We start from the raw sequence: 24,180 nt of genomic DNA, 5'->3' as shown, positions 1-24,180 counted from the left end.
GCTCGCGCCGTACTCACTCAGGCCGTCAGGCGCTCGCGCAAGCGCCCGAGCATGCCCAGCAAACTGCCGACCTTCTCCCGCTCCCGCTCTTCACGTGGCGGCTGCGCCAGGCGGGTGACCACCTGCGTCGGCTGCGCGCGCCACAGCTGCGCCTGTTCGGCGGCTGCCAGCAAACCCTTGTCGAACAGACCGCGCCGGATTGGCTTGGGCAGGTAACGGAAAATCTGCGCCTCGTTGATCAGTTTGAGCAGCGCCTGGGTGTCACAGAACGGCGTGACCACCAGGCTGAGCAAACGCGGATGAGCCTGGGCCAGGCTTTTCAGCAGCGGCGCGGTGTCTTCCCCGGCCACGTGCAAGTCACTGACCAGCAGATCAATCGGCTGGCTATTGAGTAACGCCACGGCCTCACTCAGCGATGCCGCGCGCAGCAAGCGATGACCGCCGGCCACGCAGAACTCGGCCACCACGGCCAGAGTCGGCGCATCCTCATCCAAGAGCAGCACATTGAGCGCCGCCTGCGGTAGGGCCGTCAGCACTTTCGGCGCCTGCAACTGACGTGCGGCAATCTGCGCCGCCTGGCGCAGGGTGAAGGCCATTTCCTGCTGATCCCAGGGCTTGGTCAGGTAGCGGAAGATGCCGCCACTGTTGAGCGCTTCCACCGCAGCATCCAGATCGCTGTAGCCGGTCAACAGAATACGCAGGGTATCGGGGGCAATCTGCCGCGCCTGGGCCAGCAGTTCGGCGCCGCTCATCTGCGGCATGCGCTGGTCGCTGACGATAATCTGCACGCGCTCGCTTTTCAGCCGTTCCAGGGCGCGACGCGGATCGCTCTCAGTCAGCACCTGGTACTCACGGCGGAACTGCAGGGCCAGGCTGCGCAAAATGCGCTCTTCGTCGTCGACAAACAGAATACGAATCGGCTCGCTCATATCAGGCACTCCGTTGCAGTGGTAGCGCCTGCGGACGCGGCAGGCGAATCAGAAAACGTGTACCGCGCCCAGGCTCGGACGCTGCGCGAATCTGCCCGCCGTGGTCCTGGATGATCTTGTAGCTGATCGACAGCCCCAACCCGGTGCCCTGGCCAACCGGCTTGGTGGTGAAAAACGGGTCGAAGATGCGCGCCAGCACCTCAGGCGGCATACCGCGCCCGGAGTCCTGCACAGAAACAAACACGGCGCTGTCATCGGCCCAGGTTTTCACCAGAATCTGGCCGAAACCATCGATGGCCTGGGCGGCGTTGTTCAGCAGGTTGAGCAGCACCTGGTTGATCTGCGACGGCGCGCAGGGAATGTGCGGCAACTCGCCGAGTTGCAGGATGGTTTCGGCCTTGTCCTTGATGCCGTTGCGGGCAATCACCAGGGCGCTGCGGATGCACTCATTAAGATCAACCTGCTCGCTCATGGCGCGGTCCAGGCGGGCGAAATCCTTGAGCCCGACCACCAGCTCGGCAATCTGCTGCAAACCATAGAGGGTGTCGCCGAACAGCTGGGTAAAGTCGTCCACCAGCAGCTCCGGCGCGGCTTTGGCACGGGCCTCGGCAGCCGATTCCAGGGCGATGGCCAGACGCGCCTCATCACAGGCCGGATCGTTCAGGCAATCGGCCAGCGCCGCTTGCGTCTCAGCCAGATCGAACAGCGGCGCGCTGAGTTCACGCAGCAGCTGCACGTTGTTTTTCACATAGCCCAACGGGGTGTTCAGTTCGTGGGCGACGCCGGCGACCATCTGCCCCAGTGACGCCATCTTCTCTGACTGCACCAGTTGGGTCTGCGATTCCTTGAGTTCCACCAGGGCCTTGCGCAGCACCAGATTACGCTGGGCAATGCGCACCTCCATGGCCTTGAGCAGATCGAGCACGGTGCCCAGACCGCGATACAGGCCCTGGGCATCGACCAGAATAAAATCCTCGGTGATCGGGTATTGCAGCTGCCCGGTGATCTGCTTGGCCGCATCCTCCAGGCTGGTGTCCAGGCTGACCACCAGCGGCGCCGGGTTCATCACCTCCTGCACCGCATGGCGGCCGCGCAGGTCGCGGCCGAAGCGCTGCATAAAGATATCCTGCAAGGTGCTGCGGCTGACCAGGCCCAGTGGCCTACCGGCGGCGTCGACAATCGGCAGCGAAAGAAAGGCTTTATGCTCTGGCGTCAGCAGGCGATCCGCCACATCGGCGATGCTCATATCCGCAGCCAACGGCGTAACCGGCTTGAGCAAACGCGTGAGCGCGCTGGCAGTGGTCATGGGCAAACTCCCTGTGCGTTGGAAAGCCGCCATTCAACCAGCGCCAAGTTGCTGCCATGTGACAGTCATCACAGCCATTTACCCCGCAGCAGAGCGCCGCGCTACCCGCAGCGCAACGTGGTTGCCGTTTAAATGACGGCCGCCGCGCGCTATGGTGGCAGCTCAACTCTGCAAGGACGGGCTTATGACCTGGTATATCTGGCTGCTGATGCTTCTGGTGCTGGGCTCCATCGTGGGTGGCCTGATGGTGCTGCTGCGCACGGCCAAACCACTGCCGCTAAGCGAGGAACAGCTGGCAAAGATCCGCCAACGCCAGCTTGAGCAAGCTGCCAAGGACGCCCGCGAGCCTTAACCGCGAACGACAAGAATGTGTCGTTGGGTGTATGGACGCTGGGGGTTGGTCGGTATGGCGCAGTCAATCTGCTGCGCCCGCTGCTATGGAACTATCCGTTACGCGTGGGATGACGGCGACCTGATAACGGCTGAAAATCCTCTCCAACTGACCGTTATCCCGCAGCGTTTCATACAGCGCCGTAAACTGCTCAGGCGTGATCGGCGCACCCGGACGCAACAGCACATGATGGCGATAACGCTGGTCAACACGCTCGGAAATCAGCAAGCGCCCAGCGTATTGCCGATTGCGCTCAAGAAAATCATGGATAAAGGAACGTGTTACCAGGGCAACGTCCGCCCGCTGGTGTAACACCATCAGCAGGTTGCTTTCGTGGGAATGAGTCAGGGTGGCGTTGAAGGTCTTGCTCAGGTATTTAGGCTCGGCATTGAAACCGGCGAAGGCATAGTGATAACCGTGGTAAAGCGCCAGGCGCTTGCCTTTGAGTGAGTCGAAGTAACCCTGATCACGGCCCGGCTCAGTACGGGCGACAAACACTTCAGAGTCTTCCAGCCGCATATCCAGGGCAACGTGTTCAACAGCCTGCCAGCCCCAACCGGGGTTCTCGAAAATCGCCAGGTCGATGCGCTGTTGCTCGAAGTCACGAAAGCGGCGCTTTACCGCGGTTGGCACCATGACGAAGCGATAGTCCGTCTGGGCCTGGTTCAACGCCGCTACCAGCTCATCAAGCAAACCGCTAGCCTGGGTCTGCTCAGCCTTGAACACATAAGGTGGGAAATACACGGCGGCCACACGCACATCCTGCGCAGCCATAAGTGGCCCAGCCAGCAACAACGCCAGCCCCATGCCGAAAAACCTGCTTACTCCACGCCTGAAAAAGCCCATTTGACGTCAACTTCCCTATTTCTCGGTTACCGCAGCCTACCCCAGGTAAAGTTGACCGAACAGAGCATTTTCAGTCACTTCTCAGCAGCGATGCGTCGCGCAAGTGGTAGCGCTCCAGCAGTTTATCCAGCTGCTTATTGTGGTTGAGTTGTTTAAGCAGCTCGGCAAAGGCTGGTGGCTGCAGTGCCGACTCCGGGCGGAACAACGCCTGATGCTGGTAGACCTGATCGACCCGCTGAGACTCCAGCAAGGCGCTGCTCTGTTCTGGGTAACGCTGCTGGTAGGCGCGCAGGTAGGAGCGGGTGACCACCGCCACATCGGCCCGGCCGCGCAGCAGCATGACCAGGTTGCTGTCATGGGAATACGTCAGCACCGCGTTGAATGTATCGGTAAGAAACTGCTTGTTCGCATTGAACCCGGCAAAGCCGTAGTGATAACCGCTGTACAGGGCCATGCGCTTGCCCTGCAGCTGATCAAAATAGCGCTCGTCGCGGCCTGGCTGCCGGCGTGCGACATAGACTTCGGCATCTTCGATATGCAGATCCAGCGCGGCATGCGCTATGCCCTGCCAGCCCCAGGCCGGGGATTCAAACAGGATCAGGTCAAATCGCCCGCTTTGCAGGCCATGGTAGCGGCGCATGGTCGAGGTCGCGACCAGGGTAAAGCGGTAGTCGCTTTGCAGTTGATTGAGCGCCTGTAGCAGCTCCGGCAGCAGTCCGCTGGGGCGCTCACTTTCCGGTTTAATCACATAGGGCGGGAAATGATAGGCTCCCACCCGCACCTGTTCCGCAGCCTGCGCAAGACATACCGCAGAAAGCATCAACCCGAGCAGCGAACCTCGTAACAGCGTGGCCAAGCGGCAAACCTCAGAACAAAACGCAGCGACATCTTCCGTGACCCGAAACGTTCTCAATCCGTTGGCGCCAAAATACTATCAATGTGCCAGCTTAGCGTAGCTGAATTTCCTCAAGCGTCCTTGATCACCAGCGACAGCGCTTCCTCAGCCAGTTGATCAAGGGTCATCGGCCCTTCAGGGCGGAACCAAGTAGTGGTCCAGCTTAGCGCTCCGGTCAACAGGCGGCGCAGAATAAAGGGGTCGGCCTTGAAGTAACCGGCCTCCCTGGCCTCGCCCAGCACCTGTAGCCAGAGCTGCTCATAGGTGTCGCGCAGTTCGAGGATAAAAGCCTGGCCTTCCTCGGACAGCGAGCGCCATTCGTACACCAGCACCGCCATGGCCTCGCCGGTGCCGCCCATGATCGACTGCAATTCGCAACGGATCAGCGCCAGCACGCGGCCGCGTAGACCGCTGGCTTCGGCAAGCGCCGCATGCATCAGCGCGGTGTTGTAGCGAATGGTTTCCTCCATCACCGAACGCAGGATCTCATCCTTACTCTTGAAGTGATGAAAGATGCTGCCGGACTGAATGCCCACGGCGCTGGCCAGGTCACGCACCGTGGTGCGCTCGTAGCCCTTGCTGCGAAACAGGTGCGCGGCGGTTTGCAGCAGCTTGCCACGCGCGCTGTCCGGGTCGGTGATCTGCCCGCTGGCCACCAGTTGCTGCATCACCGCCTGCGCTTGTTGATCATCCACGCTAATTCGTCTCCAACTTTCTATATGCCTCGGCAATTGCACGCTGATTCTCAGCGGGTTTACCCAAGTGCTTGTCGTTATTGGTGAAATTTATGCTGCACCAGCCACCCAAGCAAGCGCTTGGCCACACTTTAGGTTAGAAAGATGCGCTCCGGGGCTTTTCAACCAAGCGCTTGCTTGGTAGCCTTCGAGTCACCTTACTCATGTGCTGCGGACCTACTCCAATGACTAAAACCGTACGCATCGGTTGTGCATCCGCCTTCTGGGGCGACACCAGCACCGCCGCCGCCCAGCTGGTTCAGGGCAGCGAACTGGATTACCTGGTATTCGACTACCTGGCCGAAGTGACCATGTCGATCATGGCCGGCGCGCGGATGAAGAAGCCGGATGAAGGCTACGCCCGCGATTTCGTCGAAGTGCTGACGCCGCTGCTGGGCGCTATCGCCGCGAAGAAGATCCGCGTAATCAGCAACGCCGGCGGGGTCAACCCCAGTGCCTGCGCCGCCGCGCTGGCTGCTGCCTGCGAACAGGCCGGGGTAAACCTGAAGATTGCCGTGCTGCATGGCGACAACCTGCAAGCCAAGCTCGGTGAACTGGCCAAGGCCGGCACCGTGGAGATGTTCACAGGCGCTGCGTTGCCGCCCTTCTGCGTCTCGGTCAACGCCTACCTGGGCGCGCCGGGAATCGTAGAAGCGCTCAAGCTGGGCGCGGATATCGTGATCACCGGCCGCGTGGTCGACAGCGCCGTGGTCAGCGCCGCCCTGGTGCATGAATTCGCTTGGAACTGGAGCGACTACGACCAGTTGGCCCAGGCCGCATTGGCCGGGCATATCATCGAATGCGGCGCGCAGTGCACCGGCGGCAACTTTACCGACTGGGAACGTGTGCCGGACTACGAACATATCGGCTTCCCTGTCGTCGAGGTGCAGGCCGATGGCAGTTTCGTGGTCGACAAGCCGGAAGGCACTGGCGGACTGATCAGCGTGCTCTCGGTCGGCGAGCAGATGCTTTATGAAATCGGCGACCCACGGGCCTATTACCTGCCCGATGTGCTCTGCGATTTCACCCAGGTGCAGCTGAGCCAAGTCGGCGAAAACCGCGTTGAACTGAAAGGCGCGCGCGGCCTGCCGCCGACCGATCAGTACAAAGTCAGCGCCACCCATCCGGATGGTTTCCGCTGCACCGCCAGCTGCCTGATGGCCGGCCTCGATGCGTTGAAGAAAGCCCAGCGCGTCAGCCAGGCGATTATCAACAAGACCGAGGAGATGTTCGCAGAGCGCGGCTGGGGACCCTACAAGGAAGTCAGCATCGAACTGCTGGGTTCCGAGGCCACCTACGGCCCGCGCGGCCAGCGGGTGGATACCCGCGAGATCGTGATCAAGATCGCCGTGCGCCATGCCAAGAAAGAAGCCCTGGTGCTGTTCTCCCGCGAGATCGCCCAGGCCGCCACCGGTATGGCGCCGGGCCTGACCGGTATCGTCGGTGGTCGCCCTACGGTTTACCCGGTAATCCGTCTTTTCAGTTTTCTCGCTGCCAAAAGCGCCTGCCAGTTGCAGGTGGAAATCGACGGCGAACGTACCCCGGTCGAACTGCCGCAGATCGCCGTGCTGGATAGCACACAGATCGCCACCGATATTGCCGCCCCGCTGCCAAGCGGCCAGGCCGACACTGCAGTGCCACTGATCAAGCTGGCGGTAGCGCGCTCCGGCGACAAGGGCAACCACAGCAATATCGGCATCATGGCCAGAAAGCCCGAGTACTTGGCCTGGATCGCCGCTGCGCTGAGTGAGGGTGCCGTGGCCGAATGGATGCAGCACGCACTCGATCCGCAAACCGGCAAGGTCAGCCGCTGGTATTTACCGGGCAGCCATAGCCTGAATTTTCTGCTGGAGAACGCCCTGGGGGGCGGCGGCGTCGCCTCGCTGCGTATCGACCCGCAAGGTAAGGCCTTTGCCCAACAGCTGCTGGAATTCCCGGTGCCAGTGCCCAGTGCATTGGCCAAGACTTTGTAGGGTGGATGACGCTTCACCCATCCACCAGCTCTTGGTGGACAACGCTTCGCGGTTGTCCACCCTACGACTAGGACGATAACAACAATGACATACGACTCGGTGTTTAAACCCGGCCTGTTCAGCGGCCAGACCATCATGGTCACCGGTGGCGGCAGCGGCATCGGCCGTTGCACCGCCCATGAGTTGGCGGCCTTGGGCGCCCACGTGGTGCTGGTCGGGCGCGAGGCCGACAAGCTGGAAAAGACTGCCGGCGAAATCCGTGAGGATGGCGGCAGCGTCAGCTTCCAAGTCTGCGACATCCGCGACGAGGAATCGGTCAGGGCCATGGTCGCGGCAGTGGTCAGCGAGCACGGGGCGATCCACCACCTGATCAACAACGCCGGCGGCCAGTACCCCGCACCGCTCGCCTCGATCAACCAGAAAGGTTTCGAGACCGTGGTGCGCACCAATCTGGTGGGCGGTTTTCTGGTGGCACGCGAGGTGTTCAACCAGAGCATGAGCAAGACCGGCGGCAGCATCGTCAATATGCTCGCCGATATGTGGGGCGGCATGCCCGGTATGGGCCACTCCGGGGCGGCGCGCGCCGGTATGGAGAATTTCACCAAGACCGCCGCCGTCGAGTGGGGCCACGCCGGGGTGCGGGTCAACGCCGTGGCACCGGGCTGGGTCGCCTCCAGCGGCATGGACACCTACGAAGGCGCGTTCAAGGCGGTGATCCCGACCCTACGCGAGCACGTGCCGCTCAAGCGCATCGGCACAGAATCGGAAGTCTCGGCGGCCATCGTCTTTCTGCTGTCGCCGGGCGCCGCCTTTATCAGCGGCAACACGGTGCGCATCGACGGCGCCGCCAGCCAGGGCAGCCGCGCCTTCCCGTTGTTCAAGGCCAAGGCCGGGCAGAGCCAGTCTTACAACGGCTTCCACCGGGCCTATTTGCCCGATGTGCTGAAAGACCAGGGAGAGTGATGCGATGCCGGTTATCCACTCCGAGATCGACGTGCATGGCGAGGACTTCGCCAACAACCGCGAGGCCATGCTTGCCGCCGTGTCCAGTTTTCGCCAGATCGAACAGAACTGCCTGAACAAGGCGCTTGATGCCAAGGCCAAATTCGAAAAGCGCGGCCAACTGCTGCCGCGTGAACGCCTGAACCTGCTGCTCGACCCTGGCGCGCCGTTTCTCGAACTTTCATCGCTGGCCGGCTACAAGCTGCACGACGACAAGGACGGCAGCCAGGCCGGCGGCGGGATTATTTCCGGTATCGGCTATATCGCCGGGGTGCGTTGCCTGGTCACCGCCAGCAATAGCGCGATCAAGGGTGGCACCATCTCCCCTACCGGGCTGAAGAAAACCCTGCGCCTGCAGCAGATCGCCTTCGAAAACAAACTGCCGGTGGTGGCCCTGACCGAAAGCGGCGGTGCCAACCTCAATTACGCCGCCGACATCTTTGTGGAAGGCGCGCGCGGCTTTGCCAACCAGGCGCGCATGTCCGCCATGGGCCTGCCGCAGATCACCGTGGTGCACGGCTCCAGCACCGCCGGCGGGGCTTACCAGCCAGGGCTGTCCGATTATGTGGTAGTGGTGCGCGGCAAGGCCAAGATGTTCCTCGCCGGCCCGCCGCTGCTGAAAGCCGCCACCGGCGAAATCGCCACCGATGAGCAACTGGGCGGCGCCGAGATGCACGCCCAGGTCGCCGGCACCGCCGAATACCTGGCCGAGAATGACGCCGACGGCGTGCGCATCGCCCGTGAGATTCTCGCCATGCTGCCGTGGAATGCCCAGCTGCCGGCACGCCCGGCCAAGGTCTACAGCGAGCCGTTGTATCCGGTCGAAGAACTGCTTGGTCTGGTCCCGGCAGACGCAAAAAAACCCTACGACGTACGCGAGATCATCGCCCGCATCGCGGATGGCTCGGCCTTTCTCGACTTCAAGAACGAGTTCGACAACCAGACCGTCTGCGGCCACTTGCAGATCGAAGGTCAGCCCTGCGGCTTTATCGGCAACAACGGCCCGATCACCCCGCAAGGCGCGGCCAAGGCGGCGCAATTTATCCAGCTGTGCGAGCAGAGCAACACACCGATCCTGTTCTTCCACAACACCACCGGTTTTATGGTCGGCACCGAGTCGGAACAGCTGGGGGTGATCAAGCACGGCTCGAAGATGATCCAGGCGGTGGCCAACGCCACGGTGCCGAAACTGACCATCGTGGTCGGCGGCTCCTATGGCGCCGGCAACTACGCCATGTGCGGCCGTGGTCTGGACCCGCGCTTTATCTTCGCCTGGCCCAACAGCAAAACCGCCGTCATGGGCGGTGCCCAGGCCGGCAAGGTGCTGCGCATCGTCACCGAGGAAAAACACCTGAAGGAAGGCAAAGAAGCCGACCCGAAGATGCTCGATATGCTGGAAAGCGTCACCGCACAGAAGCTCGACAGCCAGTCCACCGCGCTGTACGGCACCGCCAGCCTGTGGGACGACGGCCTGATCGACCCGCGCGATACCCGCAAGCTGCTCGGCTACCTGCTGGATATCTGTGCCGAGGCCGCTGTTCGCCCGCTTAAAACCACCACTTTCGGCGTAGCCCGCTTTTGAGTCCCCTCTCCCCCTGCCTTTATTGACGGGGAGAGAGGGTTAGGGTGAGGGGATAGGCCTTCCACCCTCACCCCAGCCCTCTCCCTCAAGGGAGAGGGGGTTAGAACGAGGAGAGCAAGCAATGATCTTTACCCAGGAACACGAAGAGCTGCGCCGCACGGTCCGTAATTTTGTCGACAAGGAAATCAACCCGCACGTCGAGCAATGGGAAAAGGATGGCCGCTTCCCGATCCACGATATTTTCAAGAAGGCCGGCGACCTCGGCCTGCTGGGCATCTCCAAGCCAGAGAAGTTCGGCGGCATGGGCCTGGACTACAGCTACTCGATCGTCGCGGCGGAAGAGTTCGGCACCATCATCTGCGGCGGCATCCCCATGTCCATCGGCGTGCAGACCGATATGTGCACCCCGGCCCTGGCGCGCTTCGGCTCCGATGAGCTGCGCGAGGAATTCCTTAAGCCGGCGATTGCCGGCGAGATGGTCGGCTGTATCGGCGTCTCCGAAGTGGGTGCCGGCTCGGATGTGGCTGGACTAAAGACCACCGCGCGCAAAGACGGCGACGACTATGTGATCAACGGCAGCAAGATGTGGATCACCAACTCGCCCAGCGCCGACTTTATCTGCCTGCTGGCCAATACCTCGGATGACAAGCCACACGTCAACAAGTCGCTGATCATGGTGCCGATGAACACCCCGGGCATCAGCGTCAGCCCGCATCTGGACAAACTCGGCATGCGCAGCTCGGAGACCGCCCAGGTGTTCTTCGACAACGTGCGCGTGCCGCAGCGCTACCGCATCGGCCATGAAGGCGCGGGTTTTATGATGCAGATGCTGCAGTTCCAGGAAGAGCGCCTGTTCGGTGCGGCCAACATGATCAAGGGCCTGGAGCACTGCATCAACGCCACCATCGACTACTGCAAAGAGCGCAAGACCTTCGGCAATGCGCTGATCGACAACCAGGTCATCCACTTCCGCATGGCCGAGCTGCAGACCGAAATCGAATGCCTGCGCGCCCTGGTCTACCAGGCCACCGAGCAATACGTGCGCGGCCGCGACGTCACCAACCTGGCCTCGATGGCCAAGCTCAAGGCCGGCCGCCTCGGCCGGGAAGTCACCGACAGCTGCCTGCAGTACTGGGGCGGTATGGGCTACATGTGGGAAAACCCGGTGGCCCGCGCCTACCGCGACGTGCGCCTGGTGAGCATCGGTGGCGGTGCCGACGAAATCATGCTGGGCATTATCTGCAAGCTGATGGGCATTCTGCCGGGTAAGAAAAAATAGCCTGGAGCTATTTTTAACGTCGCGTAGCGACGGCCCGAAGGGTGGCCGCCAGGGATGGCAGGCCATAAAGAAAGGCTAAGAAACGTACGACCGTAGGATGGGTTGAGACGCGCAGCGTCGATACCCATCGCCGCTGACTCGATGGGTATCGCGTTGCTCAACCCATCCTACGCACAAGGAATATCGGATGTCCGCTCTACCAACCTGCGAAACCCTGCTGCTAAGCCTCGACGCCGGTGTGCTGCATATCACCCTTAACCGTCCGGACAACCGCAATGCCATGAGCCTGGCCATGGTCAGCGAATTGCGCGCGGTGCTGGAAAGCCTGCGCAATGACCTAAACGTGCGCGCCATTGTACTGCGCGGCTCCGCTGGGCACTTTTGTGCCGGTGGCGATATTAAGGACATGGTCGGTGCCAGAGCAGCTGGTGGCGATGCCTACCGCAGCCTTAACCGTGCCTTCGGCAGCCTGCTGGAAGAGGCGCAGCACACGCCACAAGTGCTGATTGCCGTGCTCGAAGGCGCGGTGCTGGGTGGCGGCTTTGGCCTGGCCTGCGTGTCGGATATCGCCATCTGCCAGCAGGACGCCAAGTTCGGCCTACCGGAAACCACCCTGGGGATTCTCCCGGCGCAAATCGCCCCCTTTGTGGTCAAGCGTATCGGCCTGACCCAGACCCGGCGTCTGGCCCTGACCGCCGCCCGCTTCAATGGCAGCGAGGCCGAACGCCTGGGCCTGGTGCATTTCAGCGAGGCCAATAGCGAAGCGCTGGATGCTCGTCTGCATCAGGTACTGAGCCAGGTACGCCACTGCGCACCGCAGGCCAATGCGCAGACCAAGGCCCTGCTGCTGGCTACTGAAAGCGAAGCGCTCGGCCCGCTGCTAGACCGCGCCGCCGAACAGTTTGCCGCAGCGGTAACCGGCGCAGAAGGCGTCGAGGGCACCATGGCCTTTGTACAGAAACGCGCCCCCAAGTGGGCGCAATAACCAGACAAACACAGACCGTAGGATGGGTTGAGCGCAGCGATACCCATCATCAGCAGGAGCACCCAGATGCCCGCCTTTAACAAAATCCTGATCGCCAACCGCGGGGAAATCGCCTGCCGGGTGATGCGTACCGCCCAGGACCTCGGCTACCGCACCGTAGCCGTGTATTCCGAGGCCGACAGCGATGCACGCCATGTGCAGCAGGCCGATGAGGCCGTGTGTATCGGCCCGGCGCAGGTCAACCAGTCCTACCTGGTGATCGACAACATCATCAAAGCGGCGCAGAAGACCGGGGCCGACGCGATCCACCCCGGCTACGGCTTTCTCTCCGAGAATGCCGAGTTCGCCTGCGCCTGTGAAGCCGCCGGCATCGTGTTTATCGGCCCGACCGTGGAAGCCATCCACCTGATGGGCAGCAAGCGCCTGTCGAAGATCGCCATGCTTGAAGCCGGCGTACCGTGCATTCCCGGTTATGAGGGCGCTGCCCAGGACGACGAGACCATGAGTTTTGAGGCCGAGCGTATCGGCTACCCGCTGATGATCAAGGCCAGCGCCGGTGGCGGCGGCCGCGGCATGCGCCTGGTACACAAATCTGCCGAGCTGCTGGCGCAGATCCGCACCGCCCGCTCCGAGGCGCAGAACGCCTTTGGCTCCGGCGAGCTGATTCTCGAACGCGCAGTAATCCAGCCGCGCCATGTGGAGATCCAGGTATTCGGCGATCAGCACGGCAGCATCGTTTATCTCGGCGAGCGCGACTGCTCGGTGCAGCGCCGTCACCAGAAGGTGGTCGAAGAAGCGCCCTGCCCGGTGATGACGCCCGGGCTGCGCCAAGCCATGGGCGAAGCCGCGGTGAAAGCGGCGGCGTCGGTGAACTACGTCGGCGCCGGTACCGTGGAGTTTCTGCTCGATCAGAGCGGTGAATTCTTCTTTCTGGAAATGAACACCCGCCTGCAGGTCGAACACCCGGTCACCGAGCTGATCACCGGCCAGGACCTGGTCGCCTGGCAGATTCGCGTCGCCGAGGGCCAGCCGCTGCCACTCAAGCAGAACGAGATTCGCCTGACTGGCCACGCCATGGAAGTGCGCCTGTACGCCGAAGACGCCACGCAAAATTTCCTGCCGCAAACCGGTAGCGCCCTGCGCTGGGAGCCGGCGCTGCGCGAGGGCGTGCGCATCGACCACGGCCTGGTCGAAGGCCAGGCGATCACCCCGTTCTACGACCCCATGCTGGCCAAGGTTATCGCCTATGGTGCGACCCGCGAGGAAGCCCGGCGCAAGCTGGTACGCGCGGTGGAGGACTGCGTGCTGCTGGGCGTCAACGGCAACCAGCGTTTTCTCGCCAACCTGCTCAGCCACCCCGAGTTTGCCGCCGGCAACGCCACCACCGCGTTTATCGCCGAGCATTTCGCGGGCGATCCGAGCCTTAGCCCGCAGCCGCCCAAAGCCATTGAGCTGGCCGCCGCAGCCGCCCTGCTGTTTCAGCAGTCGGCCAGCGCCCGCGCGCATCAACCGGGTCTCTGCGGCTGGCGCAATGCCGGCAGCGCGCCCTGGCGCTTTCTGCTTAAGCAGGGTGAACAGCAGTTTTCAGTAGAGCTTGAAGTGCTGGGCGATGGTCCGCAACCCAGCCTGCTGGCCAGGATTGGTGAACAACAGCTCAGCCTCACGCTGCTGGCCAGCGACGGCCGCTGGGCCAGCCTGGAGCTGGATGGCATTCGCCAGCGCCTGGCCTATCACCTGGCCGGCGACAACCTCTGGCTGTATGGCCATAACGGCAATCTGCAGCTGAGCGATATCACCCACCTGCCGGTCAGCAGCGCCGCCGGCGCAGGCTCGGGCAGCGTCAAGGCGCCGATGGACGGCGCGATTGTCGAGGTGCTGGTGGAGGAAGGCGCCAGGGTCAGCAAGGGCCAACTGCTGCTGGTGCTGGAAGCGATGAAGATGGAACACCCGCTCAAGGCCAGCATCGACGGCGTAGTGCGCCGTATTGGGGTCAGCCGCGGCGATCAGGTGAAAAATCGTCAGCTGCTGGTCGAGATCGAAGCAACCGACGCTTAATGGCAGATACGTAGGATGGGTTGAGCAAAGCGATACCCATCGACACGCAACAAGGGTGGGTATCGCTGCGCTCAACCCACAAAAGGCAACTCGGGCGAATAACAAACAATCACGGAGCACGCTTATGTCACTGCAAGGCAAAACCCTGTTTATCACCGGCGCCAGCCGTGGCATCGGCCGTGAAATCGCCCTGCGCGCCGCGCGTGAGGGGGCCAATATCGTGATTGCGGCGAAAAGCGCCGAGCCCCACGCCAAGCTGCCGGGCACCATCCACTCGGTGGCCGCCGAGGTCGAGGAAGCAGGCGGCAAGGCCTTGGCCCTGCAACTGGATGTGCGTGACGAGAATGCGGTCAAAGCCGCCATGGCCCAGGCTGCCGAGCACTTCGGCGGCATCGATGTGCTGATCAATAACGCCGGGGCAATCAAGCTGGTGGGCGTGGAGAAACTCGAAGCCAAGCGCTTCGACCTGATGTTCCAGATCAACACCCGCGCGGTCATGGTCTGCAGCCAGGCGGCCCTGCCGTTCCTTAAGCAGAGCAGCAATGGCCATATCCTCAACCTGTCGCCGCCGCTGAATATGCACAGCAAATGGTTTGCCCAGCACGGCCCCTACACCGTCACCAAGTACGGCATGAGCATGCTTACCCTGGGCATGAGCGAGGAGTTCGAGAAGTACGGTATCAGCGTCAACTCACTATGGCCGAAAACCATGATCGCCACCGCCGCCATCGAGTTCGAACTGGGCAGCCGCGACGCCTTCAAACGCGCTCGCACCCCGGCCATTATGGCCGACGCCGCCCACGCCATTCTGTCGAGCCAGGGCCGCAGCCTTAGCGGGCGCTTGCTGATCGACGAGGAGATTCTGCGCGAGCAGGGTGTCAGCGAGTTCGAGCATTACCGCTTCGACCCGGCAGGCGGCACGCTGATCCCGGACCTGTTTGTCGAATAACCGCGGCATAACCGCTCAACCCAGGTTGGCGTTGAGCGCAGCGCCAACCTTCTTCTGCTACCGGTCCATTCGCCGATCTGCCCACCGCCATGTGCACCAAGGCCATAGCGGCCCGTTCAAGCCACGTCTAGAGTCTTATTTCGCCCCCGCATAACAACCCTAAGCGCGAGAGCCATGAGCCAGACCGATCTGATTTCCCCGCTGCGTTTCCTTGCCCGCCTGCCCCAGCACCTGCCACGCGTACCGCGCATGTTGCGCGGGCTGTATTACGCTGGCATCCGCAATCGCGAGAAGAACCTGTCGCTGGCCTGGGCGCTGGAGCGCACGGCGCAGCAGCATCCCGAGCGACCGGCGCTGCTGGATGAGTCGCGCAGCCTTAGCTATGCCCAGTTCAATGCCTGGGCCAATCGCCTGGCCTGGGCGTTTAAGGCCGGCGGCGTGCGCCATGGCAGCGTGGTGGCGGTGATGCTGGAGAACCGTCTGGAACTACTGGCCATCCTCGCCGCGCTAAGCAAGCTCGGCGCGGTCGGTGCGCTGGTCAACACCACCCAGCGCGGCAAGGTGCTGGCGCATAGCCTGAATCTGGTAAAACCGGGTTTTATGCTGATCGGCGAAGAACTGCTCAGCGCTTTCGCGGAGGTCGCCGAGCAGCTCGATAACCCGCAAACGCCGCGTTATTGGCTGGCCGATCAGGATTGCCTGGCAGACGCCGGCCAGGCACCCGACGGCTGGACCAACCTGATGCAACTGGCGCGCAGCCAGGCCAGTGATAACCCGCCCGACAGCGCTCAGGTGCAGATGAAGGACCCCTGCTTTCTGATCTACACCTCCGGCACCACCGGCCTGCCCAAGGCCTCGATCATGAGCCACGGCAAGTGGATCAAGGCTTACGGCGGCTTCGGCCATTCCGGCCTGACCCTAAGCAATCAGGACGTGCTCTACCTGACCCTGCCCTGCTATCACAACAACGCCGTGACCGTGTGCTGGAGCGCCGCCATCGCCGGTGGCGCGGCCATCGCCCTGCGCCGCAAGTTCTCCGCCAGCGCCTTCTGGCCGGATGTGCAGCGTTATCAGGCCACCTGCTTCGGCTATATCGGCGAACTGTGCCGCTACCTGCTTAACCAGCCCGAAACTGCGGCAGAGAAAAACAACAGCCTGCGCTGCATGATCGGTAACGGCCTGCGGCCCTCAATCTGGGCCGAGTTCAAGGCGCGCTTCGGGGTCGAGCAGATCACCGAGTTCTATGCCTCCAGCGAAGGCAATATCGGCTTTACCAACGTATTCAATTTCGACAACACCGTGGGTTTCTCCCCCGCCACCTACGCCATCGTGCGCTACGACCTGGAGAACGACTGCGCCATCCGTACCGCCAAGGGCTTTCTACAGAAGGCCGACAAGGGCGAGCCGGGGTTGCTGATCAGCGAGATCAGCGCCAAATGGCCATTCGACGGCTACACCGACCCGGCCAAGAGCGAGGCGGCGATCCTGCGCAACGTGTTCAAGCAGGGCGACGCCTGGTTCAACACCGGCGACCTGATGCGCGATATCGGCTGCAAGCATGCGCAGTTTGTCGACCGCCTGGGCGATACCTTTCGCTGGAAAGGCGAGAACGTCTCCACCACCGAAGTGGAAAACGTCCTGGGGGCCTTCCCCGGTGTCGAGGATGCGGTGGTCTATGGCGTGGAAATTCCCGGCACCAATGGCCGCTGCGGCATGGCCGCGCTGCGCCTGAGTGAAGGCCAACAACTGGATAGCGGTGCTCTCGCCGCACACCTGGATAATGAGCTGCCGGTGTACGCCGCACCGCTGTTTATCCGTCTGCTCGGCGAGGTGGAAACCACCGGCACCTTTAAATACAAGAAGACCGACCTCAAGCAGGCCGCCTACAACCCCGCAGCCGTGCAAGAGCCGCTGTGGGTGCGCCTGCCAGGTGAGCAGTGCTTTACCCCACTGGATCACAGCCTGTTCGCTGCCATCGGCGAGCAGGCCTACCGCTTCTGATTGCCGGCAGCAGGCGGTCTATCAAAACCGCCTGTTAGCGCTTGAACTCGAACTGCAGCTGCGCACCTTCCACCGACTCCCAGTAGTCATCGCTACGCTCATTGGTGATCAGCTTGCCATTGAGTTGAAAGGGCTCCTCAGTCTTGTCCTTGTCGCCAAACATGGGCGGCAATAACGGGATCGACAGGTCGCTGAGCGGTGCCAACGGCGGCAGTGGTTCGAACACATCGGGGTGCAGGCTCAGATCCAGCGGCGCTTTCGGCTCGGCGGGCTCGGGCTCGGGCTTGCGCGCAACCACAACAGGCTTCGGCTTGGCTTGAGCGACTGCCGCGGGCTTGGGCTCAGGCGCGCTGAGCTTCACTGGCTTGTTTGCAACTGGCTCCGGCTCGACCTTGACTGCTTTGCTGGTAACCGCTGCTGGTGCCGGTTGCGCCTTGACGGCTTCAGCTTTGACTTTCGCAGGAGGGTTGCTGCTTTGCTCGCAGGCCGCCACTGACAACAGGGTCAGCAGCAGCGCGAGGCGTCGAATAGGCATCATGGGCAGGTACAAAGGCAGTGACACAAGCCGCTATGCTGGCCCCTGCCCCGCACTCTGGCAAGCACGCAATCGGTACGGCAACTAACCACGCGGCGCTCTAGCCTGAGGATCAGCCAACAGCCACCGGTGCCGATGGCCGCCAGCGACTGACCTACCCAGCCTTATTCGGGCGCCTGCAGTTGCTGCAACTGCGCGTCGATATCCAACTCCGGATGCTCGCGCATCAACTGCAACAGCAAGGCATCGGCTTCATCCGCCCAGCCATCACGGCGCAATTTGAGCAAGCGTTGCAACTCGCTGCGCAGCTGCTGTTCGGCTTGGCTGGCGGCCGCTTTTTCGGAGGCTGACACTGCTGGCGCCGCGTCATGCAATGCATCGGCCGCCGACTCTTCACGCAACAGCTGATTGGAGGAACCGGCCGCAAGCTTCTTCTCGGCCTTGGCGGTATCGGCGCTATGGCCCTGGATCAGCGGTGCAGGCGGCGCCGCCCGTGAACGCTCTGCTTCATCCGCCAGCGCAGCGGATTCCGCCAGTGGCGCGGGCATCGGTGCGGATTCTGGGGCCATCCTCGCTGCTGCCGGAGCCATGGGCGCGCCGCTAGGCACGGCATCGAAGGCATCCGGTGCCTGCTCGAAGGTGCGCCAGGTCAGGCTTACGCCAATCCCCAGACAGGCAACCCCGGCCAACGCCACCGACCAACGTTGCCGGCCGCCAGCGCCAAATAGCCAGCTGTGCAGGCGCGCGCTCAGGCCCGGTTTGGCCTCGGCAGCGGGCGCGCTGCGCACGGCGGCGCTGGCCGCTGCGAGAATCTGCGCATCCAGCTGCGCACTGGGCTCGCCGCCGCTGTGCTGGCGGAAATGCTCAAGCATCTGCCGTTCCTGCTCATCGGGCCTGTGTTGATCGTGGTTCATACGGACAACTCCTCGGCGGCCGGGTCAGCCAGCAGCCGGCGTAACTTCTGCAGGGCATAGCGCAGACGGCTTTTCACCGTCTCGGCGGGTATCTGGGTCAGCTCGGCGATCTCGGCCAGCTCCATGTCGCCATGGGCGCGCAGCAGAAACACTTCGCGCTGCTGCGCCGGCAAGTCCGCCAGGGCGGCCTGCAAACGCTGCCGATCACGGCTCAGGCTAAGCTGCTGCTCGGGCCCCGGCTGCGGGTCGTGCGGGGCATGCTGCTGTTCATCGTACTCAGCATGCCCCGCCTGGTGCCGACCCTGCTTGCGCCAATGGTCGATCAGCCGGTTGCGGCCGATCTGGTACAGCCAGGTCTTGAACAGCACGCTATCGCGATGTTCGCTCTGGCTGCGGATCAGGCTCATCCAGGTGTCCTGAAACACCTCCTCGGCCAGGGCGTGATCGCCACACAGGCCGAGCAGAAAGCGAAACAGGCCGAGCCGATGGCGCTGATACAGCTGCGCGAAGGCCGCCGCATCGCCTTGGCGGTAACGCCGCAACAAGGCGGCGTCGTCATCCGTGAGGGGTCGGTTCACTGCTGTACTCGTGCAGTAGTTGAACGGGTCGTCGCAGTTTGCAGGCTCTGCGCCAGTTCCACCAGCTGCACGAACTCGGCGCGCAGGCCGAAGCGATCCTCGCCCTTGGCCGTGCGCGCCAGCTCGGCACTGTCGGCCAGGCTAAAGCGCCCAGTGTAGGTATCGCCTTTCAGCTGCTGGGCAAAAGCCGCCACAGCCGCGGCGAAACGCAGATCCTCGCTGGCCTGGCTCAGGGCCAAGCCCTTATCCGCCTGAATCGGCTGTTCCAGCAGTTTGCTGACGTTCTGTCCGGGCGCCTTGTAGCGAATGCGCAGCCAGGCCAGTTCGCCCGTCTTACCCTCGGTTTTCGTCGCTGCCTGATAGCGCAGCGGCTCCAGCCAGCCCTTGGCACCGACCGGCACAACTTCATAGAGCGCGGTCACGCTATGGCCTGCGCCGACTTCGCCGGCATCGACCTTGTCGTTGCTGAAATCCTCGCGTTTCAGTGCGCGGTTCTCGTAACCGAGCAGGCGGTACTCGCCGACCTCGGCGGGATTGAACTCGACCTGGATCTTCACATCCCGGGCCACCGTCGCCAGGGTCGAGCCGAGCTGATCGACCAGCACCTTGCGCGCCTCGCGCAGGTTGTCGATATAGGCGTAGTTACCATCACCAGCGTCGGCCAACTGCTCCATCAACTGTTCGTTGTAGTTATCGGTGCCAAAGCCCAAGGTGGTCAGGGATACGCCGGTCTTGCGTTTGCCTGCGGCCAACTGCTTGAGCGTCTCGAAGTCACTGATGCCGACATTGAAGTCGCCATCGGTGGCCAGCAGGATGCGGTTGATGCCGCCGTCGACAAAGCCCTGCTGCGCCTGCTGGTAGGCCAGCTGAATGCCCGACTCGCCGGCAGTTGAACCGCCCGCCGTCAACTGGTCGATAGCCCCACGAATCCTGGCCTTTTCACTGCCGGAAGTCGGCTCCAGCACCACGCTGGAGGAGCCGGCATACACCACCAGCGACACCTTATCCTGGGCGCGCAGCTGCTCGACCAACAGCTTCAGCGTGCTTTGCACCATGGGCAGCCCTTCGCGGCGATCCATCGAGCCGGAGACATCCACCAGAAACACCAGATTGGCCGGCGGTAGCTCGTCTACGCGCAGATCCGAAGCCTTGATAGCGATACGCAGCAGGCGGCTCTCGGGGTTCCACGGCGTGGCCGCGAGCTCGGTGTGCACGCCAAAGGGCGCAGCGCCCGTGGGCAGCGGGTAGGCGTAGGGGAAGTAATTGACCAGCTCCTCCAGACGTACCGCCTCCTGCGGCGGCAGCTGACCGCCATTGAGCAAGCGCCGCACATTGGCGTAGCTGCCGGTATCCACATCGATGCTGAAGGTCGACACCGGAGTCTCGGCCACGGCATGCACCGGGTTATTGGCCAGTTTCTGGTACTGCTCGCGATTCTCGTCGCGGCTCTTCCCCAAGTAAGCAGGCGGCAAGGCATCGGCCTGCACAGACAGCGGCAGCGGCGCATAGGCCACGCTGGGCATCACCGCCCTGCCCGCCACCTCACGCTTGCGCTGCAATTCAGCGGGAGCGGCCAATTGCTTATGCAGCTCGGCGCTGGTGCTTTTATCCAGCAGCGCATTGCCGGCTGCCTTGGCCGGTGCTTCGGGGTTGGCGGCGCTGCACGCGCCGAGGCTGATCAGTACGCCTGCGGCAAAACCGGCAAGCAGAGGACGGGTAAGCAATAGGGGGTGAGCAGACATGGGGGTATCTCCTGAGCGATCGAACAATGCATTCGCTTAGGTAGACGCAGCCCTTATCCGACTCGGGTTAAGCCACGTCAGAAATTACTTACCCCTTCCTGACACAGCTGCCCGGCCAGCATGCCCAGGGTCATCAGCGCACGTTCCGCTTCGCGGTTCCACGGGATGCCGCAGTTTAGCCGGATGCAGTGGTTGAACTGCTCGGTATTACTGAAGATCAGTCCCGGTGCGATGCTGATGCCCTGCTGCAGGGCGCGTACGTGCAGGTCCTTGGTGTTGACCCGCGCCGGCAGGCTGACCCAGAGAATAAAGCCGCCCTTGGGCCGGCTCATCTGCGTGCCTTCGGGGAAGTACTGCTGCACCGCCAGCTGAAAGGCGCTGAGGTTCTTGCGGTACTCCTGGCGAATAAAGCGCAGGTGACGGTCATAGCCGCCGTTCTCCAGGTAGGCGGCTACCGCCATCTGCGTCACGCTGCAGGCCGAGTGGGTGCTAAAGGTCTGCAGGCGCTGGATCTCATCCTGATATTTGCCGGCAACAATCCAGCCGATACGCACACCCGGCGAGAGGGTCTTGGAGAAGCTCGAGCAATACACCACCCGCCCTTCACGGTCATGGGACTTGAGCGCCTTGGTCGGGCCCTGCTCGAACATCAGCTCGCCGTAAATATCGTCTTCGATGATCTGAATATCGTAATCACCGGCCAAACGCAGCAGCTGGCGCTGACGCTCCTCGGGGATGGTGCCGCCCAGTGGATTGCTCAGCCGCGCGGTCAGCACCAGCGCCTTGATCGGCCACTGGTTGGCCGCCAGCTGCAGGGCTTCCAGGCTGATGCCGGTGGTCGGGTCGCTGGGAATCTCGATAACTTTCAGGCCCAACAAATCAGCAAGCTGCAGCAGGCCGTAATAGGTCGGCGATTCGGCGGCGATCAGATCGCCCGGTTTGGTCAGCACGCGCAGACTCATCTGCAGGGCATCCACGCAGCCGTGGGTGATCACCACCTCGGTCGGGTCGACCACCACGCCGGCGTCACGCATACGAATCGCCACCTGGCGGCGCAGCGGCTCGAAGCCTGGACTGAACATATAACTGAAGGCCCGCGCACTGTGAAAACGGGTGACCTTGGCCAGTTGCTGATGCAGCGCGCGCACCGGCAGGTAATCCACATGGGGCACCGCTGCGCCGAGAGGAAACACCCCCTCGCGGCGCGACTCGGTGAGCACCTGATTGATGATGCTGCTGCGCGTTACCAGGCCGGGACGCTCGACCCGGGCGATATCCGGCGTCGGTGCGGTCAGGGCCGGAGTCTGGTGTACGTAGAAGCCAGACTGCGGACGTGCGCGGATCAGGCCCTGGTCTTCCAGGTTGGCGTAGGCCTGCAACACGGTGGCGTGGCTGACGCTGAGCTGCGCACTCATCTTGCGCACCGAAGGCACCCGCTCACCGGGCTGGTAAACGCCGCGGCGGATATCCTCCGCCAATTGCTGGGCAATGCGCTGATAAAGCAACAGATTGGTCATGACCGCGTTCCTGCTTGACTGAACCGTAACAGTAAACCGGGCCCTTAGAATTGCACCGGTACAGATCACTGAATTGTGGGCGATACAGTGCCAAGTCGCCAGGACTGTAACGGTTCAATCAATACTTGCCCGCTGTCAGGGCGCAAACAACTCCAATTGCTCGTGTTTGCCGCGCAGGTCATGCAGGCGCACGCCAACGCCCAGCAGGCGCACGGCCTTGTTGCCGCGGGCAAAGGCGGCGCTCAGCAGGCGCGTGTAGCTCTGCAGATCATGCCGCGCGCCGGCCTGTTCCAGAGTGGTCTGACTGAAATCGTGGAACTTGATCTTGACGAAGGGCTTGTCCGGCCGATAACTCGCATCCAGACGCGCCATGCGCGTTGCCAGCTGTTCCAGTAGCGCAGGCAGCTGCCCCAGGCAAGCGGCCAGATCTGGCAGATCCTTATCGAAGGTGTTTTCCACGCTGACCGATTGACGCCGACTGTCGTTATGCACAACCCGTTCATCAATCCCGCGCGCCAGCCCCCACAAGCGCTCGCCGAAACCGCCGAACTCCTTGATCAGCGCCAGCTTGTTCCACTCGCGCAGGTCGCTGCAGGTACGAATACCTAAACGCGCAAGTTTATCGGCCGTGACCTTGCCCACACCATGCAACTTGCTCACCGGCAAGGCGGCGACAAAGTCCTCAACCTGATCCGGGGTAATCACAAACAGTCCGTTGGGCTTCTTCCAGTCACTGGCGATCTTGGCCAGAAACTTGTTCGGTGCCACGCCCGCCGAAACGGTGATGTGCAGCTCCTGCGAGACCCGCCGACGAATATCCTGCGCGATGCGTGTGGCGCTGCCGGCAAAATGCGGGCTATCGCTGACATCCAGGTAGGCCTCATCCAGCGACAAGGGTTCGATTAGCTCGGTGTAATCACGAAAGATCGCCTGAATCTCACGCGACACCGCCTTATAGGCATCCATCCGTGGCTTGACGATCACCAGCTCCGGGCACAGTTTCAGCGCCTGCCCCGAAGCCATGGCTGAACGCACGCCATAACTACGCGCCTCGTAGTTACAGGTAGCAATCACCCCACGCCGGTCAGCAGCCCCACCCACCGCCAAGGGCTTACTGGCCAAATCCGGATCATCACGCATCTCGATCGCCGCATAGAAGCAATCACAGTCGACATGGATGATCTTGCGGCTGTTCATCGCCAAACCCACCAATTCTGCTGTTACTGCTCGGCTGAGTTTACAGGCGCTGCCGGCGTGGCCTCACTCGCCAGATCCTCAGACTTGCTCATATACGACTGGATAATCAGGATGACGATCAGCATAAAAGCCGCCAACGGCACCAGCTTGGACTTCACCGACACGGCAGCACCACAACCCGGACAGGCCTTGGCATTGGCTGGCACCGGGGCACCACAGGCTTTGCATGCAACACTCATAACATTCCTCCCATTCAATGGGCACGGACTCTAGCCCAACAGACCTGTAGCGGACTACGCCGAAAGCGCACCTACCCGGCTAATCAGGCTCTAGCGCAGGCTTGTGCAGCGAAAAGCCCACCAGGGCACGGCTAAGCATCTGAATAAAAACAACTTCTACCCACCTTTGGGTTGACAAGCAGCATTTAGACGCTAGAATTGGCGCCGCGGGATGGAGCAGTCTGGTAGCTCGTCGGGCTCATAACCCGAAGGTCGTCGGTTCAAATCCGGCTCCCGCAACCAGATACTCAAAAAAGGCCACTCAATCGAGTGGCCTTTTTTGTTTCTCCGCACACTATTTAAGTTATTGATTAAAAACCACTAATCAATTGACAAAAGACCATTGATGTATAGAATAGCCGGCGCGGGATGGAGCAGTCTGGTAGCTCGTCGGGCTCATAACCCGAAGGTCGTAGGTTCAAATCCTGCTCCCGCAACCAGATACTCAAAAAAGGCCACTCAATCGAGTGGCCTTTTTTGTTTGCCCTGGGA

Annotated in this window: 21 protein-coding genes and 2 tRNA genes; 11 read left to right on the top strand and 12 right to left on the bottom strand. The window is 62.2% G+C overall.

Features of this window, described 5'->3' with window-relative positions; genetic code table 11:
- Positions 1 to 17: 17 nt before the first annotated feature.
- Both WA145_RS07995 and WA145_RS07990 read right to left on the bottom strand, forming a co-directional pair.
- Complete coding sequence (locus tag WA145_RS07995) at positions 18 to 929, bottom strand: response regulator (RefSeq protein WP_422581061.1); 912 nt, start codon at positions 927 to 929, stop codon at positions 18 to 20.
- A 1-nt stretch (position 930) separates the two neighbouring features.
- The gene (locus WA145_RS07990; protein WP_422581060.1) at positions 931 to 2,235 is read right to left on the bottom strand and encodes an ATP-binding protein; all 1,305 of its coding nucleotides are present in this window, start codon (positions 2,233 to 2,235) and stop codon (positions 931 to 933) included.
- A 184-nt stretch (positions 2,236 to 2,419) separates the two neighbouring features.
- Between WA145_RS07990 and WA145_RS07985 the strand changes: the two genes are divergently transcribed.
- Positions 2,420 to 2,587: a DUF2897 family protein gene (locus WA145_RS07985; protein ID WP_422581059.1), complete on the top strand. Its 168-nt coding sequence runs from the start codon at positions 2,420 to 2,422 to the stop codon at positions 2,585 to 2,587.
- A gap of 63 nt (positions 2,588 to 2,650) precedes the next feature.
- Here the strand turns inward: WA145_RS07985 and WA145_RS07980 are convergent, their stop codons facing one another.
- The 3 genes from WA145_RS07980 to WA145_RS07970 form a co-directional block, all read right to left on the bottom strand.
- Positions 2,651 to 3,472 carry a substrate-binding periplasmic protein gene (locus tag WA145_RS07980; protein WP_422581058.1) on the bottom strand — a complete coding sequence of 274 codons (822 nt, stop codon included), beginning with the start codon at positions 3,470 to 3,472 and terminating at the stop codon, positions 2,651 to 2,653.
- A gap of 70 nt (positions 3,473 to 3,542) precedes the next feature.
- Complete coding sequence (locus WA145_RS07975) at positions 3,543 to 4,292, bottom strand: substrate-binding periplasmic protein (protein WP_422581135.1); 750 nt, start codon at positions 4,290 to 4,292, stop codon at positions 3,543 to 3,545.
- A gap of 146 nt (positions 4,293 to 4,438) precedes the next feature.
- The gene (locus WA145_RS07970; RefSeq protein WP_422581057.1) at positions 4,439 to 5,062 is read right to left on the bottom strand and encodes a TetR/AcrR family transcriptional regulator; all 624 of its coding nucleotides are present in this window, start codon (positions 5,060 to 5,062) and stop codon (positions 4,439 to 4,441) included.
- Between the two features lie 224 nt (positions 5,063 to 5,286).
- Between WA145_RS07970 and WA145_RS07965 the strand changes: the two genes are divergently transcribed.
- From WA145_RS07965 to WA145_RS07930, 8 genes are all read left to right on the top strand, one after another.
- Positions 5,287 to 7,074: an acyclic terpene utilization AtuA family protein gene (locus WA145_RS07965; protein WP_422581056.1), complete on the top strand. Its 1,788-nt coding sequence runs from the start codon at positions 5,287 to 5,289 to the stop codon at positions 7,072 to 7,074.
- A gap of 84 nt (positions 7,075 to 7,158) precedes the next feature.
- Positions 7,159 to 8,037 carry an SDR family oxidoreductase gene (locus tag WA145_RS07960; RefSeq protein WP_422581055.1) on the top strand — a complete coding sequence of 293 codons (879 nt, stop codon included), beginning with the start codon at positions 7,159 to 7,161 and terminating at the stop codon, positions 8,035 to 8,037.
- A gap of 4 nt (positions 8,038 to 8,041) precedes the next feature.
- On the top strand, positions 8,042 to 9,658 hold the full coding sequence (gene atuC / locus WA145_RS07955; RefSeq protein WP_422581054.1) for a geranyl-CoA carboxylase subunit beta: 1,617 nt from the start codon (positions 8,042 to 8,044) through the stop codon (positions 9,656 to 9,658).
- A gap of 121 nt (positions 9,659 to 9,779) precedes the next feature.
- The gene (gene atuD / locus WA145_RS07950) at positions 9,780 to 10,937 is read left to right on the top strand and encodes a citronellyl-CoA dehydrogenase (RefSeq protein WP_422581053.1); all 1,158 of its coding nucleotides are present in this window, start codon (positions 9,780 to 9,782) and stop codon (positions 10,935 to 10,937) included.
- 187 nt (positions 10,938 to 11,124) lie between these two features.
- A complete protein-coding gene (locus WA145_RS07945) occupies positions 11,125 to 11,922 on the top strand; it encodes an enoyl-CoA hydratase/isomerase family protein (protein ID WP_422581052.1) in 798 nt (265 codons plus the stop codon).
- A gap of 66 nt (positions 11,923 to 11,988) precedes the next feature.
- Positions 11,989 to 13,977, top strand: a complete 1,989-nt coding sequence (locus WA145_RS07940; protein WP_422581051.1) for an acetyl/propionyl/methylcrotonyl-CoA carboxylase subunit alpha — start codon at positions 11,989 to 11,991, stop codon at positions 13,975 to 13,977.
- 124 nt (positions 13,978 to 14,101) lie between these two features.
- Positions 14,102 to 14,926 (top strand): SDR family oxidoreductase, encoded by an 825-nt coding sequence (locus tag WA145_RS07935; RefSeq protein ID WP_422581050.1) that lies wholly within the window; start codon positions 14,102 to 14,104, stop codon positions 14,924 to 14,926.
- A gap of 174 nt (positions 14,927 to 15,100) precedes the next feature.
- Positions 15,101 to 16,927, top strand: a complete 1,827-nt coding sequence (locus tag WA145_RS07930) for a long-chain-acyl-CoA synthetase (RefSeq protein WP_422581049.1) — start codon at positions 15,101 to 15,103, stop codon at positions 16,925 to 16,927.
- 34 nt (positions 16,928 to 16,961) lie between these two features.
- Here WA145_RS07930 and WA145_RS07925 read toward each other — a convergent pair whose 3' ends face one another.
- From WA145_RS07925 to WA145_RS07895, 7 genes are all read right to left on the bottom strand, one after another.
- The gene (locus tag WA145_RS07925; RefSeq protein WP_422581048.1) at positions 16,962 to 17,465 is read right to left on the bottom strand and encodes a hypothetical protein; all 504 of its coding nucleotides are present in this window, start codon (positions 17,463 to 17,465) and stop codon (positions 16,962 to 16,964) included.
- 161 nt (positions 17,466 to 17,626) lie between these two features.
- Positions 17,627 to 18,376, bottom strand: a complete 750-nt coding sequence (locus WA145_RS07920; RefSeq protein WP_422581047.1) for a hypothetical protein — start codon at positions 18,374 to 18,376, stop codon at positions 17,627 to 17,629.
- Entirely contained in the window at positions 18,373 to 18,954 is a 582-nt protein-coding gene (locus WA145_RS07915) for an RNA polymerase sigma factor (protein ID WP_422581046.1), read from the bottom strand. The genes WA145_RS07920 and WA145_RS07915 overlap by 4 nt, the downstream gene beginning before the upstream one ends.
- The gene (locus WA145_RS07910; RefSeq protein ID WP_422581045.1) at positions 18,951 to 20,696 is read right to left on the bottom strand and encodes a vWA domain-containing protein; all 1,746 of its coding nucleotides are present in this window, start codon (positions 20,694 to 20,696) and stop codon (positions 18,951 to 18,953) included. Before WA145_RS07910 ends, WA145_RS07915 begins: the two co-directional genes overlap by 4 nt.
- 77 nt (positions 20,697 to 20,773) lie before the next feature.
- Positions 20,774 to 22,213 (bottom strand): PLP-dependent aminotransferase family protein, encoded by a 1,440-nt coding sequence (locus WA145_RS07905; RefSeq protein WP_422581044.1) that lies wholly within the window; start codon positions 22,211 to 22,213, stop codon positions 20,774 to 20,776.
- Positions 22,214 to 22,348: 135 nt separating this feature from the next.
- Entirely contained in the window at positions 22,349 to 23,410 is a 1,062-nt protein-coding gene (gene dinB / locus WA145_RS07900) for a DNA polymerase IV (protein WP_422581043.1), read from the bottom strand.
- A 23-nt stretch (positions 23,411 to 23,433) separates the two neighbouring features.
- Entirely contained in the window at positions 23,434 to 23,649 is a 216-nt protein-coding gene (locus WA145_RS07895) for a hypothetical protein (protein WP_422581042.1), read from the bottom strand.
- A 205-nt stretch (positions 23,650 to 23,854) separates the two neighbouring features.
- Between WA145_RS07895 and WA145_RS07890 the strand changes: the two genes are divergently transcribed.
- Together WA145_RS07890 and WA145_RS07885 are read left to right on the top strand one after the other, a co-directional pair.
- Positions 23,855 to 23,931: transfer RNA gene (locus WA145_RS07890), tRNA-Met, on the top strand.
- 120 nt (positions 23,932 to 24,051) lie between these two features.
- A tRNA-Met gene (locus WA145_RS07885) sits at positions 24,052 to 24,128 on the top strand.
- Positions 24,129 to 24,180 lie beyond the last annotated feature (52 nt).

This window comes from Pseudomonas sp., from assembly GCF_049301935.1.
GTDB lineage: Bacteria > Pseudomonadota > Gammaproteobacteria > Pseudomonadales > Pseudomonadaceae > Aquipseudomonas.
The sequence above is the reverse complement of the archived record's forward strand: the minus strand, read 5'-3'. Positions and strand labels throughout refer to the sequence as shown.